Source organism: Fructilactobacillus sp. X7R4C1 (genome assembly GCF_059901115.1).
Genome location: NZ_JBWXVD010000001.1, coordinates 287,124 through 301,758, shown reverse-complemented (window position 1 = coordinate 301,758; position 14,635 = coordinate 287,124). Strand labels below are relative to the sequence as shown.

14 protein-coding genes and 1 other annotated feature are annotated in these 14,635 nt (G+C 38.9%); of the genes, 8 read left to right on the top strand and 6 right to left on the bottom strand.

Going from position 1 to position 14,635, the window contains the following annotated elements:
* Positions 1-3: 3 nt before the first annotated feature.
* A complete protein-coding gene (locus AC6UC9_RS01615) occupies positions 4-1,644 on the bottom strand; it encodes a peptide ABC transporter substrate-binding protein (RefSeq protein WP_500700997.1) in 1,641 nt (546 codons plus the stop codon).
* A 366-nt stretch (positions 1,645-2,010) separates the two neighbouring features.
* Here AC6UC9_RS01615 and AC6UC9_RS01610 point away from each other — a divergent pair, with 366 nt between their 5' ends.
* The 8 genes from AC6UC9_RS01610 (at position 2,011) to AC6UC9_RS01575 (ending at position 9,580) form a co-directional block, all read left to right on the top strand.
* The gene (locus AC6UC9_RS01610; RefSeq protein ID WP_500700935.1) at positions 2,011-3,360 is read left to right on the top strand and encodes a C1 family peptidase; all 1,350 of its coding nucleotides are present in this window, start codon (positions 2,011-2,013) and stop codon (positions 3,358-3,360) included.
* 57 nt (positions 3,361-3,417) lie between these two features.
* Positions 3,418-3,674: a binding site (T-box leader), on the top strand.
* Between the two features lie 74 nt (positions 3,675-3,748).
* Positions 3,749-4,588: a MetQ/NlpA family ABC transporter substrate-binding protein gene (locus AC6UC9_RS01605; protein ID WP_500700934.1), complete on the top strand. Its 840-nt coding sequence runs from the start codon at positions 3,749-3,751 to the stop codon at positions 4,586-4,588.
* 9 nt (positions 4,589-4,597) lie between these two features.
* Positions 4,598-5,653 (top strand): methionine ABC transporter ATP-binding protein, encoded by a 1,056-nt coding sequence (locus AC6UC9_RS01600; protein WP_500695430.1) that lies wholly within the window; start codon positions 4,598-4,600, stop codon positions 5,651-5,653.
* Positions 5,653-6,357, top strand: a complete 705-nt coding sequence (locus AC6UC9_RS01595) for a methionine ABC transporter permease (RefSeq protein ID WP_500695429.1) — start codon at positions 5,653-5,655, stop codon at positions 6,355-6,357. The genes AC6UC9_RS01600 and AC6UC9_RS01595 overlap by 1 nt, the downstream gene beginning before the upstream one ends.
* 31 nt (positions 6,358-6,388) lie before the next feature.
* Positions 6,389-7,534, top strand: a complete 1,146-nt coding sequence (locus tag AC6UC9_RS01590) for an ArgE/DapE family deacylase (protein ID WP_500700933.1) — start codon at positions 6,389-6,391, stop codon at positions 7,532-7,534.
* Positions 7,535-7,742: 208 nt separating this feature from the next.
* Positions 7,743-8,189: a TIR domain-containing protein gene (locus AC6UC9_RS01585; protein WP_500700932.1), complete on the top strand. Its 447-nt coding sequence runs from the start codon at positions 7,743-7,745 to the stop codon at positions 8,187-8,189.
* A 9-nt stretch (positions 8,190-8,198) separates the two neighbouring features.
* Entirely contained in the window at positions 8,199-8,687 is a 489-nt protein-coding gene (locus AC6UC9_RS01580; RefSeq protein ID WP_500700931.1) for a hypothetical protein, read from the top strand.
* 11 nt (positions 8,688-8,698) lie between these two features.
* Positions 8,699-9,580, top strand: a complete 882-nt coding sequence (locus AC6UC9_RS01575) for a toll/interleukin-1 receptor domain-containing protein (RefSeq protein ID WP_500700930.1) — start codon at positions 8,699-8,701, stop codon at positions 9,578-9,580.
* A gap of 62 nt (positions 9,581-9,642) precedes the next feature.
* On the opposite strand, the gene AC6UC9_RS01570 is transcribed toward AC6UC9_RS01575, so the two are convergent.
* From AC6UC9_RS01570 to AC6UC9_RS01550, 5 genes are all read right to left on the bottom strand, one after another.
* Positions 9,643-9,789: a hypothetical protein gene (locus tag AC6UC9_RS01570; RefSeq protein ID WP_500695421.1), complete on the bottom strand. Its 147-nt coding sequence runs from the start codon at positions 9,787-9,789 to the stop codon at positions 9,643-9,645.
* Positions 9,790-9,857: 68 nt separating this feature from the next.
* Entirely contained in the window at positions 9,858-10,526 is a 669-nt protein-coding gene (locus AC6UC9_RS01565; protein ID WP_500700929.1) for a type II toxin-antitoxin system death-on-curing family toxin, read from the bottom strand.
* A gap of 87 nt (positions 10,527-10,613) precedes the next feature.
* On the bottom strand, positions 10,614-11,702 hold the full coding sequence (locus tag AC6UC9_RS01560; RefSeq protein WP_500700928.1) for a baeRF3 domain-containing protein: 1,089 nt from the start codon (positions 11,700-11,702) through the stop codon (positions 10,614-10,616).
* 80 nt (positions 11,703-11,782) lie between these two features.
* Positions 11,783-12,442 (bottom strand): TVP38/TMEM64 family protein, encoded by a 660-nt coding sequence (locus AC6UC9_RS01555; protein ID WP_500700927.1) that lies wholly within the window; start codon positions 12,440-12,442, stop codon positions 11,783-11,785.
* Positions 12,443-12,575: 133 nt separating this feature from the next.
* Entirely contained in the window at positions 12,576-14,492 is a 1,917-nt protein-coding gene (locus AC6UC9_RS01550) for an acyltransferase family protein (protein WP_500700926.1), read from the bottom strand.
* Positions 14,493-14,635 lie beyond the last annotated feature (143 nt).

Here is a 14,635-nt window from a genome sequence, read left to right as displayed (position 1 = left end):
TCTTTATTTCTTGTAGGTAGCCGCGAGATTGAAATTCCCGTTTGGTGACAGGTTGTAGTTGTGAACGTCGCTTCTGGTAAGAGCTGCGGTGTTTTGTTGATAAAGCGGAACGACTCCTTCTTGCTTAGTCAAGATGGTCTGAGCGTTCAGGAGGTTCTGCCAACGGGCTTGATAGTTGCCGGCGTTTTTATCAGATGCTTGTTTGATTTGTTGGTCAAACTCTTTATTGGACCAGTGACCATCGTTCATAGCGCCACCGGTTTCAAAGAGGTTCAAGAAGGTTACTGGATCTGGGAAGTCGGCGTTCCAAGCTGAGACAACCATGTCGAAGTCCCCACTAGAAGAACGTTGAAGTCGGTTCTTAAATGGCACGTTTGAAAGGGTCACTTTTAGTCCAGGCAATTTCTGGAGTTCAGCTTGCAAGAATTCGGATTGCTTTAGGGATGAATCGGTATCGTCACCTAATAAGGTTAAGTTGATGTTTTTCTTCCCGGTCTCCTTTAGACCCTCAGTCCAAAGCTTTTTAGCTAACTTAGGATTGTAGTCGTTATAACTTGAGTCCTGTTTACTTTGAGCCTCGTCTTTAAAGTCGACTCCCGTTTGTTTGTTCCAAGTCATCTTAGCTGGAACAACACTTGAATCCGGTGTAGCAGTCTTACCTAACACTTGGTTAGAGAGGAGTTGGCGATTGATGGAATGACCAATGGCTTGTCTAATCTTGGTGTTCTTAAAGAATGGATCCTTCTGCTCGTTCATCTCAATGTAGAAAGTACTTGAAGTTGGTTTTGTTGAGAAGTCTTTTTCGTTTTTCAGTTGGTTAGCTGAATCACCGGTTAGGCCGTTGTACTGGTCAATTACGTGACTAGAGTACAAGTTAAGTCCGGTATTGGGATCTTTAACAACGTAGTATTTAACGGCGTTCAATCTAATGTTCTTTTGGTTCCAGTACGAGTTATTCTTGCTCTCAGTCCAGGCGGTGTTTCCAACCTGCCATTTATCTAACTTGAATGGTCCATCGAATACCATGTCCTTACTGTTTAATCCATACTGACTTCCCGCTTTTTCAACGACCTTCTGATTAAGTGGCAAGTATGATGCTCCGGTTAATAGGGCGTTGAAGTAGGGAATTGGTTGCGACAGGTTAACTTGTAACTTATGGGGACCAATGGCCTTAACTCCTAGGGTCTTTGGTGAAGCCTTCCCGTTGGTAATCTTGTCAGCGTTTTTAACTCCCTCAAAAATGTAGGAGTATTGAGAAGCCGTCTTTGGATCAACGATTCTTCTCCATGAGTAGACGAAGTCGTATGCGGTGACGGGGTCTCCATTTGACCATTTGGCGTTTCTCAGATCGAAATTATACTGAGTTCCACCTTTGGTTGGGGTAACGACTTTGGTCGCAATGCCAGGTTCAATCTTGCGGTTATTGTAGCGATAAAGACCTTCCATCGTGTTGTTTAGGTTTTGCGCTCCAATACTATCCGTTACCATACTTGAGTCCATCGTAGAAATAATATCGCTGGAGTTGACTGCCATGTCCTTACTCCCCGATTTACTACTTCCAGAAGAACAACCAGTAAGCATCAATGCTAAAGCGGCACCAATGAATGCTACTGAAAATATCTTCTTATGGTTCAAATGAAACACCTCCATGTTTGCTGTTTTGCTTTTTGTCGAATATACGCGCGTGTTTCACAAAAGTAAATACGTTTTTTATATTTTTCTTAAGAATCTTAATAAATCTTTAAAGCAAGTGACGTTATATCAACGTTTTTACTTGACGTTACAAAACTTGTGACATGAGTAAGGGAAGCTAAATAATGAAAATGATACACATCTTTGATTATGTAACTTTTAGCGGATGAGAATCCCTTTGTGAAGGGGTTTAGTTATGCAAGTTTTTGATTAACGATTGAAATTGAGATTTGATTAGGATTGGTCAAGTTAAAAGTGTCTCAAACGAGAGGACAAGTGATACAATACTGACAAGAAAAATATTAAGGAGTGATCATTTTGGATAAGAAAGCAATTAATCCGCAAGACCTGGAATGGTATGAAAAAAGTTATGAAGACAAAGACGACAGTCTTGTCTTAGAACGGGCCGTCTCTCATAATGGCATTAACAACAGTGCTGCTGATTACAAGGCTGATGAAAAAATGAAACGAGTTTTCTCGGTCGAAGTTCCCGAACAACCCGTTGCTGATCAGAAGCAAAGTGGAAGGTGCTGGATGTTTTCAGCACTTAACACCATGCGTTTTAAGATTGCCGAAAACTACAAGGTTTCACCAAAATTTGAATTATCACAGAACTACGTTAACTTCTGGGATAAGTTTGAAAAATCAAACTACTTCTTAGAAAACGTGATTAACACCGCTGATCAACCATTAGGTTCACGCAAGATCGACTTCTTAATGGAAACCCCACAACAAGACGGGGGCCAATGGGACATGTTGTGCGCCATCATTGAAAAGTACGGAGTTGTTCCAAGTTCAACCATGGTTGAAACTTACAATAGTAATCGCTCTGATGAATTGAATCAGACTTTAAACCTGAAATTACGTCGGGATGCGGAAGAATTGCGTAAGATGGTGAAAGATGGTGCGACGGAAGAAAAACTTGAGTCCACTAAGAGTAAGATGCTAAACGATGTTTACCGCATCTTGGCATATTCGCTGGGTCGCCCAACGAAGCGCTTTGATTTCGAGTACCGTGACACCGACAACAAGTACCACATTGACAAGGATCTGACTCCGAAAGAGTTCTTTGATAAATACGTCAACATCAACCTGGAAGACTACGTTTCATTGATTAACTCGCCAACTGGTGACAAGCCATTTGACCAGACCTACACGATTGAAATGTTAGGGAACGTGGTTGGTGGCAGACAGGTTAAGCATTTAAACCTGAAGATTGATGAATTGAAAGACTTAGCTATTAAGCAATTAAAGAACGGTGAAGCGGTTTGGTTCGGCTGTGACGTTGTCCAAGATTCTGACCGTAAAAAGGGAATCATGGATACGCACTTGTACCACAAGGATGCTTTATTTAGTACCAACCTTAAGATGAGTAAGGGTGCAAGACTTGATTACAAGGAAAGCATGATGACCCACGCCATGGTGATTACCGGCGTTGACCTAGTCGATGATCAACCAACCAAGTGGAAGGTTGAAAACAGCTGGGGTGAAAAAGTCGGTGAAAAAGGTTACTTTGTCATGAGTGACGACTGGTTCAACGAATTTGTTTACCAGACCGTTATCAACAAGAAGTACATGTCTGACAAGCAACTTGAGGAACAAAAACAGGCACCTAAGATGCTTGAACCTTGGGACCCAATGGGTTCACTAGCTAGTTTTAAAAAATAATTAAAATTTTTGTTGACAGATATTGGTCGACGGATTAGTATACTTACAACAAATTAAATAAACGAGATGGAAAAGCTGAGTACCCGTTGAATTTTCTAAGAGAGTCTCTGGTCGGTGTGAAGGGATGAGATGAATTCGGGGAATATGGACTTTTAATCATTTACTGGCAAGAGTTTCGAACCAGTGACGGGGTTGCTACCGATATCATCGCAAGGCTCTTCTAGTTCAGACGTCGACTAGAGCAGTCTTTGAGGCAGTTACTTGAAAGGGTAACTGTAAACTAAGGTGGTAACACGAAAGCATTCGTCCTTTTTAATTAAAGGGCGGATGCTTTTTTTATTTAATTTAATGAATTAAGCAATCAAATAAAAATTAGGAAGTGGACATCATGAGGAGAAGTACTAAGTGGATTATTGGAATTATCATTGTGGTTGTGATCGTTGGGTTAGGTTGGTTTAGTTTTGCCAGACACTCTGCTGAAAGTAAAAAGACCGTTAACGTCGGTCTAATGAGCGGCTCTAAATCAGACGATGAGATTTGGAAGTCAGTCGCTGAGACTGCCAAGAAGAAGTATGGGGTTAACATTAAGTTCACCCACTTCACTGATTACACGCAACCGAACAAGGCTTTGACTCAACACGAGATTGATTTGAACTCATTTCAACATTATGCCTTCTTAGATAACTGGAATAAGCAAAATCATTCTGACATTGTTTCCGTTGGTAACACTTACATCGCTCCTATCAGACTTTATTCAAAGAAGTACAAGAACGTTAAGGACATTCCAGCTGGTGGGACGATTGCCGTTCCAAACGATACTTCCAATGAGAGTCGTTCGCTTTACCTCCTTAAGAACGCGGGACTTATCACTTTGAAAAACCAGAAGGGCTTTTTAGGATTAAACGCCATTCAGAGCAATCCAAAGCACTTGAATTTCAAAGAAGTGGACGCATCACAAACCCCACGAGTACTAAACAGTGTCGATGGTGCCGTTATTAATAACACTTACGCCGTTCCCGCTCACTTAGGTGATAAGGAAACGATCTTTACCGAACCACTCAACAATGATTCGAAACAGTGGATCAATTTGATTGCTGCTAACAAGGACCAGAAGAATAACAAGAACTACAAAGACGTTGTAAAATCATTCCAGACCAAGAAGACCGAGCAACTGGTCAAGAAGTATTATGGAAACACCGAAATTCCTGCTTGGAATCGTAAATTTTAGGAGGAACTAATGAGTAATAATATTGTGCAATTCAAGGACGTCTCAGTTACGTTCAAACAAAAAAAGAATGTGATTCACGCCGTTTCAGACGTATCGTTGAAAATTCCCAAAGGTGAAATCTTCGGAATTGCTGGCTACTCCGGTGCCGGTAAATCGACGTTAGTTCGAACCATTAACCTGCTACAGAAACCAACCGACGGAGAAGTCGATGTGTTTGGGAAAACCTTCTATAAAAAAGAAGGCGACCAAGTTTCTTCAATTAATACGAAAGAGTTGCGTGACGAACGGCGCCAAATTGGGATGATTTTTCAACACTTCAACTTACTTGAGGAACAAAACGTCCAACGCAACGTTGAGTTCGGATTGAAGCACAGTGGTTTAAAGGAAAAAGAACGTGAGGCCAAAGCCAAGAAGATGCTCGACATTGTTGGTTTGGGTGATTATCTAAAAGCCTATCCATCCCAACTCTCTGGTGGTCAACAGCAACGAGTTGCGATTGCTAGAGCGCTCGCTAACGACCCTAAGATTTTGATTTCTGACGAAGCTACTTCCGCACTTGACCCTAAAAATACCGATCAAATCTTGGATTTACTGAAAGAATTGAACGAGAAATACGGCTTAACGATTATTCTGATCACCCATGAAATGGAAGCCATCAAACGCATTTGTCAGGAAGTTGCCATCATGAGTCAAGGAAAAGTGGTTGATGTTGGTAATCTACTTGATATCTTCGTTGATTCGAAGAATCCAACTACCAGAAAGATTGTTGGAAACAGTTTCAACGCACTTGAAATCTTGAAGTCGATGAACATTGACGTTAACAAGCGAAATCTAGTTCAGTTGACGTATCTATCAGATGACATTAGCGATCCAATCATCGTTAGCCTGTACGAGAAGTTCCATATTTCGGCAAGTATCATCTACAGTAATATTGAAAAATTGGGTGAGCAGGTCGTTGGAACGTTGATTGTTGATTTACTTGGAAGTCAAGAGGATCAAGAAGCAGCGGTTAAGTACCTTAATGGTCAAGACATCAAGGTCACTGAATTGAAGGAGGCAGAATAATGGGAGCTTGGTTTGCAACTCATTTTCCCAACGTGGTTTCACAGGGATTAAATGGTGAAGAAGGCTGGATCACAGCCGTTAATCAGACAATTTACATGACGTTTTGGTCCGCAATCTTTGGTGGGATTGCAGGAATCATCTTTGGAGTTTGTTTAGTGATTTTTGCGGATAACGGGATTATGCCATGTCATCCACTGTTCTGGATTATCGACAAAGTTGTTTCGCTATTCCGAGCCGTTCCCTTTATCATCTTGCTGGCCTTCATTGCCCCAGTGACGCAGAAGATTGTTGGAACCCAAATCGGGACGACGGCCGCTTTAGTACCTCTATCAGTCGGAGTCTTTCCGTTTTATGCGCGGCAGGTCCAAGTCGCCCTGGAGAGTGTCGATCATGGCATCATTGAATCGGCGGAATCACTAGGGGCCACGAACTGGGACTTGATTTTCGGTGTGTACCTCAGTGAAGCGCGTTCAGAGTTGATTCGAGTATCAACCGTAACTTTGATTAGTTTAGTTGGTTTAACCGCTATGGCCGGTGCCATTGGTGCTGGTGGTCTTGGTAACATGGCCATCTCATACGGGTACAACCGCTTCGCAAACGACACGACCTTGGTCGCAACGATCCTAGTTGTCATCATGGTTCTGATTATTCAAGTTGTTGGTGACGTCTGGGCCAAGTTTGCTAACCACGCCGATCGCGGTTAATAAATAAGAATTTAAAGAAGGGTGTTTAAGAATGGAAAAGGCAGAGAAAATCAAAATTTTACAGGATCTAATTCAGATTAAGTCCGTCAACGGTAATGAAATTGAGATCTCAGAGTACTTGTCGAAGCTGCTGAAAAAGCACGGTATTGACAGTAAGATTTTTCCGTTTGGCGACGGCCGTGCCAACTTGATTGCTGAATTTGGAACTGGTGAATCTGGGAAAGTACTGGCTTTAGAGGGACACCAAGACACGGTGGCGGTTGCTCATCCGGAAAATTGGAAACACGATCCGTTTAAGGGTGAAATCGTGGGTGACAAGATCTACGGTCGTGGTGCCGCTGACATGAAGAGTGGGCTAGCGGCCGAGGTGATTGCGCTCTGTGAGTTAGCTGATAAGGGCGAGGTTCCTGATGGGAAGATTCGTTTGATTGCGACTTCTGGTGAAGAATTTGGTGCGCCTGGTGCTTATAAGATTGAACCAAAGTATATTGACGATGTGGACGCTATGATTGTCGGTGAACCATCCGATGGGGATGTCACCTATGCCCACTCTGGAAGTTTGAACTATCAGATTACTAGTACTGGAAAACCAGCGCACAGTTCGACTCCTGATTTGGGGTTGAACGCCATTACTGGTTTGGTTAAATACATTCAAGCTGAGCCGGATTTCTTCAACGATTTACCAGTTGATCCAGTGCTTGGCAAAGTCCAACACAGTATCACCGTCATTAACGGTGGGGAACAGGTTAACATTATTCCTGGATCAGCAAGTTTACTTGGAAACGTCCGTCCCACCCCTTCATTTAATAACGACAACGTGATTGAATTGATTCAAACAATCGTTGATAAAGTGAACGACGAGACCCCATATCACCTCGAATTTAAGTTGGTTCACAACTTTTATCCAATTGAAACCGATAAGGACAATCAGTTCGTCCAGGATGCTTATGAGGTTACCAAAAAGGATTATCAGAATCGCAAGCCCGAGTTGATTGTCAATAACGGTGCGACTGATGCGAGTGTTTACGTTCAGGAAAACGACAAAATGGCCGTGATCTTGTTAGGTCCCGATAAGAACAACACGTCACACCAGATTAACGAGTATACGACACTTTCGAGTTATCTTGATACGATTAATGCTTATCAGGATATTGCGAACGATTTCTTTGAAAAGTAGTAAAAATAAAGGCCTTGAACTGTGGAGTTCAAGGCCTTTTTGTATGGCTTTGTTTAAAATATAATTTCTTCATATTAGTGAAACATAACTATATCCATAGCTATTGTTTTGGCCAACTTGTTAATCATACATGACATTATTATCTAGAACTGATTGATGGTAGAATACAACTATTAAATGAAAACAAATTAAGGAGAGGGGAATCTCTATGATTAAACGAAGAGTATTTTTTAGTTTTTATTATGATGAAGATGCTTCACGTGTTCAACAAATAAAGAATATGGGTATTGTTGAAGGGAATACGATTATCAATTCAAATGCTTGGGAACAAGTTAAACGTAGTGGGGATGCTGCTGTTAAACGATGGATAAATGATAATATGAAACAAACTTCATGTACAGTCGTACTAATTGGTACACATACGGCAGATAGAAAATGGGTAAAATATGAAATTGAACATTCTTTAGAAATAGGTAAGCCAATAATTGGAATCTATATAAACAATCTCAAAGATTTTAATGGAGATAGATCAGTACAAGGGAAAAATCCATTACCGAATGAAGTTGATGTATACGATCCATCTAAAACTATGGCTTATAATGAAATAAGTAACAATATTGAAAAATGGATAGAGAATGCTATTTCGAAAAAATGAGGTGATAGTTTGGATGAAGATAAAAATCAAGAACAAACAGTTAATGAACAAAAATTAGAAAAAACATTAGATTTTATTGAAAGTATAATAAGTCGAATGGCAAAAAATTCTTTTCAACTTAAAACGTGGATGGTAACAATTTTTTCAGCCATAATAGTATTAATAATTGGGCAAAAAATAAATTTATTTCTTTCATCATTAGTTTTAATAATTCCAACCTTGTTTTTTGGTGGATTAGATGCATATTATTTGAAATTAGAAAGACAGTTTAGATATCTTTATACGGCCATAGTTGATAGACCAAATGATTTTAACTATAAGCCATTTGATTTGAATACAGCTGTAGATGGAGTAAAACAAGCAAGTTTTTGTAAAACATTAAAATCTCCAAGTATCTGGGCTTTTTATGGTTCCTTATTACTTTTAATATTTATAATTGTGATATTTTCATTAATAGCTAAATATTCACCATTGGTCATTATTATTAATGTTAGTTAGGAGTATGTGATATGTATCGTGGTTATAATTTAAATTTAGATGAGAATGATCTTAATGGTTTGTTTCCTTCTTCAATAATGGATAAAGCGTCTATGAATTTTTATAAAAATAATTTGTCTGCTAATGTTGAAAAAAGCATTAAGGACATTATAAAAGATAATTCCACAGTAAATGTATCTAAGAGTAATGAAAATAGTATTGATATTACTGAAATAGGGAAGAAATGGTTTCCTAAACAAAATGATAAAGTTTTTATTTCTCACTCTCATAAAGATGAGAGGTTAGCTTTAAGATTATCAAAATGGCTGAAGGAAGAATTTGGTCTTAATTCTTTTATTGATTCTTTAGTTTGGGGATATGCTCCTGATTTATTGAAAGAAATAGATAATGATTATTGTTATAATGAATCGACTGAGCTTTACGATTATAATAAGAGAAATATTACAACATCTGAAGTCTATCTTTTGCTTTCCTCTGCTTTGCATGAAATGATAGACCAATGTGAATGTGTTATTTTTATAAATACGCCAAACTCAGTAGAAATAAATAATGTAAATGATTATTATACAAATTCACCATGGCTTTATGATGAATTACAAACTGCTAAATTTATTGAGAAAAGAACTCCTAAAGGAATTGAAACATTAGAAGAAAGTAATAAAAGTTTGACCAGAAATAATCAATTACCTAAATTCAAACGTAATACTACTGAAGAAATTAAATCACTTCAAACAATTAACACTAATGATCTGAAACATTGGGAAGATTCTTGGAATAATTTTAAAGGAAAAAGAAGTATTTTAGAAAATGATAATGATGAGAGTAGAAAGAAACTATTGTTTGAAATGAATGAAAAAGATCCTTTATATTTTTTGTATAAAATAAATAATTAATTAAATAAAGAAGTCCAACATAAAAACCATATGTGCTACACATATGGTTTTTATATTGGACTTTATATCTTAGAAAGCATCTTGAGTGCTTTTATTACCTTAGGGTTATCTGTTACTTTCTTATTAGCTTCTTCATTAATTCTTTTACGGTTTTTGGGATCCATTAATTTATCGAATAATTGGTTCAGCTCTTTATCGGTTATATTCATATTAATTTCTCCTTTCTTAAACCACTATCTATGCTTTCAATACATGCTATTTTATAAATTTAGTTTTGTCAAACGCCAAGTGTAGATTGCATTAAATATAAGTCTAAATAACAATGAAAGGTAACATACTCTTTTAATTCAGCTTGTGACATGCTTTTTTGAGCAATTGCAACGGAAATTTTATAGAGAGTCATGTCATCATGTATATCAAATGTATAATAATTATTACTAAGAAATGTAAAGGCAGCTAACATGGCTGTTCTTTTGTTACCATTCGTAAAGAATTGGTAGCTTGCTAGGGAATGCCAAATATAAGTTGCCTTATCAATAATGATAGGATGAAGGTCTTTGTTAAATAAATATTGGTTAATTTGGCCCAAAATTCGTTCTAAACCTGCCTGATCCTTTAAACCGTAGATAGTTTTTTCTTTAATTAGAATTTCGGCTTGTTTATTGATATTTTTCATTTCAGGTACACATAAATTAAATTGTGGCAAAGTTAAGACTAATCTGTCAGTTAAATGATTATGGACGTTAAAAACTGATAATTTAAGTGCGTTTTTTTCATTGGTTATTGATTTGTAAAAATGGAGATTAATTTTTGTTATTTCTTTTATATTAAGTGTTTTTTTGAGTAATTTTTTATACTCATTAATCTGTTCTGTTTTACTGTTTTGATAGTTTGTGATTATTAAGGCTTGAGGTAATTCCCTATTTATCTGTTTATCTATTGACATATTTAAATTCCCTTAATATACATACGCTAAAAATATATTAAATTTGCGCATAAAAAAAGAGCTTGGTTACCAAGCTCTTTTTTAAAATTACCATCTTAAAATAGCTGCAACTTTCTTGTCAGTTGGCATATCGTCAGCAGGCAATACAGTAACATCACCATCAAGGCCAAGAACCGTCAATGCTAATGAGTTTAATTCGTTAGCTGGACGTGAACCTTCGGCGTTAACTTCAACGTCTTCACCGTTGTCCTTGCTTTGAACGTAAGCATCTTGTTGGATGATTAGGTTAGCAATACGGTCGTCAATGGCAGCCTTCAAGATTTCATCGTAATCGTCAGTGGTCTTCTTAGCACCGTCGGCTTTGTCATAAACGTCTTTCATTGACTTCTCACCATCTGAAACGAAGTTATCGTGAATGGTTTGAGCAACTTCTTGGACGTTTTCGCCAGCGTTTTTAACGGCAGCATCCATTTCAACGTGCTTGTCTTCAACTACGTATGGGTTGTGAGTAGCACGGTTGAAACGGCCTTCGTCTTCAGCGTTTGCAACAACTACTAATGGATTGTGGTCCTTGTTTGAAACATGCTTTTGAACATATTTGTCAACCAATTCGTAGTATTCGTGAGTGTCCCACTTAGCTCCGTTTTTTCTAGGATCGTCTTGGGTCTCAGTTTCGGTCTTGTCTGAGTCAAATGGATCTGGAGTGTCGGTGTCGTCATCAACAACGCTCAAGTCGTTAACGTGGAATACTTTGAAGTCATCACGTTGTAAGAACAACATGTCAAAATCAGGAACGAATTGGTATTGTCTTACGATTGGTAAGATTTGCAATTTGTCTGAGAATGAGAATGCTGTTTGTGGAGCGTAGTTCAATTGAGCAACTTCGATAGAATCGTTAGTTACGTACATGATGATCCCCTTAGCAATGGTTGCCTTAGGTTGTAAAGTCTTTAAGTAGTTCTTAATTTGAAAATCATAGGCGTTCCAAAGTTCTGGTTTATATTGCTTTTGAAATGCTTTTTTAGCAGTGTCAACCAAACTATTGATTTGGGTGTTGTCTCTACGAGTATTGTCTTCCTTAGGATCCAAGGGTACAGTGATTGTTAAAACTGGGCCGTTATCGGATTCCAAGTCAAGCAAGTTTTTAATTTGATCTTTTTTGTCATGCTTAGCCATGGTAAAACCTCCATTAATAAATTGTTACTATACTCTACTATATTACCATTTTTAAAAACAATTGGAAACGGGTACCTCGATTAGAGTTTATCGGTTACCAGTCGTTTAATTAAAAAGAACACAATGAGGGCAAAAACGACGATGATACCGATTAACACCATCAGTTTCTTGAAACTCCCCTGCAAAATCGTGTCACCACCAAGCGAGTAGATGATTGAGATGGGAATGCTTCCCAGAATCGTCGCAATCTTCACTTTCTTGTCTGGAAACCGTTTCTTATCCTGATTGGCCTGAAAACTGACTAGAAACGTTGGGATAAAGGGGATCGAATATCCGATAATCAGACCGAGGAGGGGATGCTTTAAGTGTTTAAAGTGTTTGGCATACTTATTGTTCTCGTATTTTCTAGCAATCCCTTTAAATGATGAAACAATCTTAGTCGTCCCAAAGTTCCCGGCCGAAAGCCCAATCACGTTGATGACAATGCCAAGCCATTTCCCAAAACAAATCCCGGTGATGACACCGACAACTGCGACTGGTGCCCCTGGAATCATGGTCAAAATGTACAACAAGAAGATCAATAAGACAGCATCAATTAGACCGTGGTCACGGATTTCTTGAATCGCCGTGCCGCGGGTAGCGGGATTGAACATCATCTTAATCTCTGGCCAGTAATCCATGAATAGGATGTAAAAGAAGAGGACAGCGATGACAATGCCAAGGTATTTTAAAATGTCCATGCGATGTTCTTTAATGAATTCTACGATGATAAAAGACTCCTCCAAATGTTATAGCTATATCTTATAAGAAAATCTTAGCCACGTCTATTCTTTCGAAAAAAATAAGCCAACCGTTTAGGGGTTGGTTTATTGATTATTTTTCGGCGTGTTTTAAAACGTTTTGGGCAATGAAGGAAGCGTACTTCGGCGTTCCTTGCACGTTAGGGTGCGTCTGGTCTTGATAGAGGTACTGTGGATGTGACTTAGCATAATTATACCAGTCGATCACATACAAGTTCTTATACTTCTTTTGAGCCTTATTTAGAAACGAGTTAACTTGATTCTGCCATGGTTGAGTTGGAACGTAGGTGTTAATCCAGAAGACATGCCGGTTCTTTCCCGCAATTTCCATGTATTGCTTCAGCGTCTCGTCACTGATAGCCCCGTTAGTTCCAAGGCCGATAATGACGTTTTTACCTAACAGTCCCTGTTGTTCCATGCTCTTCATGATGGCAACGCCATCTTGAGGGTGACGCGAGGTGGCAGCGTCAATGTACAGTTTTGGAAAGATCTTTTGCAGATTATTGCGTCCAGATAGCATGACTGAGTCACCAATGGCACTTCCAGAGAGGTTCTGAGCTTCTTGGAGTTGTTGCTTGGTTAGGCCGTCTTTTTCCAGCTTCTTATTGACTTTCGTGTTCTTTGATTTTTTACCGGATTTGATTTCTTTGGCTAGTTTTTCGTTGTGCTTATCTTGCGCCTTAGAGTTCTTTTGAATTCGGTTGGCCAGTTGCGTGTGATTGGCGGCCTTCGGATTAACCGTGGTTGATTGGAAGATACCAACCGTGCCAATGGTTAATACAATAATTGCTAGGACCTTTAGGACCATGTGATGTTTAAAGCACGAGGTCAGCCAATCTTTAATCTGGTTAATACTCATCTTGTAAACGTTGAAGAGAGTCTTGAAAAACTCAGGGACCCGATGGTAATCGTATTTAGCGAGCGGAACCTCAATGAAGCGGTACGATAATTCTGAGATAACGATGATAATCGCAATTTCGATAAGAGCGTACAACCATTGATGATCAGCTACATCTTTAAATTTGTCGGCAAAGAAAACAAAAACAGGGAACTGATAAACATAGATTTCGTAACTTCTAGAACCAATCCAATCAAATAACTTGTTGGTTAGGATGCGGTTCCAGTGACTATTAGGATGAACAACCGCCATCATGGCCATTATGGTAAAGATCGAGAACAGTGCCATGCCACCACGATACAAAAACGGTGATTGTGAACCAGTGGTAACAATGATCCAGCCCATTCCTACCATTCCGATTAGACCAAAGACGTCCAGTAGAAATGACTTTTGGTTGTCATTATCGCGTTTCTGGGTACTCGGCCAGAAGACGGCGAGGGCGGCTCCGAAAAGAATTGAGAACATTCGGGTGTCAGTCCCGTAGTAAACTCGACTAGGATCACTACCGGGATGATACAGAACGGCCATTAAAAGGACTGAAAGAACTGATAATAAAATGGCAGTGTAAAAAATGGGGTGTTTGTTCCCGTGGAATTTTTTAAGTAAGAAGTAGGCAATGAGGGGCCAAATTAGGTAGAATTGTCCTTCAATTGCAAGGGTCCAAAGGTGAGTAAATGGAGAAGCACTTCCAGCAAAGTTCTGGAAGTACGATTGACCATTCATGATTTCCCACCAGTTATATACGTAAGCTAAGTTAGATACGACGCTCTGCCATAGATTCGCCAAGAGATTACGTTGAAACAATGTTATGTATGCAGCGGTCGCAAATAACATCGTAATGAGGGTGGGATACAGCCGCTTTAATCGTTTTGACCAAAAGTAGCCGTAGCGGAAATGGTTCGTTTCATGATATTCGGTAATCAGATGATCGGTAACCAAATATCCTGACAACGTCAAAAACACCGGAACCCCTAGGTATCCTCCGGTAAATACGCTAGGTGACAGGTGATATAAGATGACACAGATAACGGCAAGTGCCCGTAAGCCGGTGAAGCCGGTAATAAACCGACGTTTTGTTGTATTATTATTCATATTATTGGATTCCTAATTATTAGTTTGTATAACAGCAAGTCTAGCACGCAAAGACCGCACTGTATACGGGTTTCAGCAAATCTTAAGAAAAAGATTTTGGGCACAAAAAAACATCTACCAGAATTGGTAGATGTTTTTAAAAA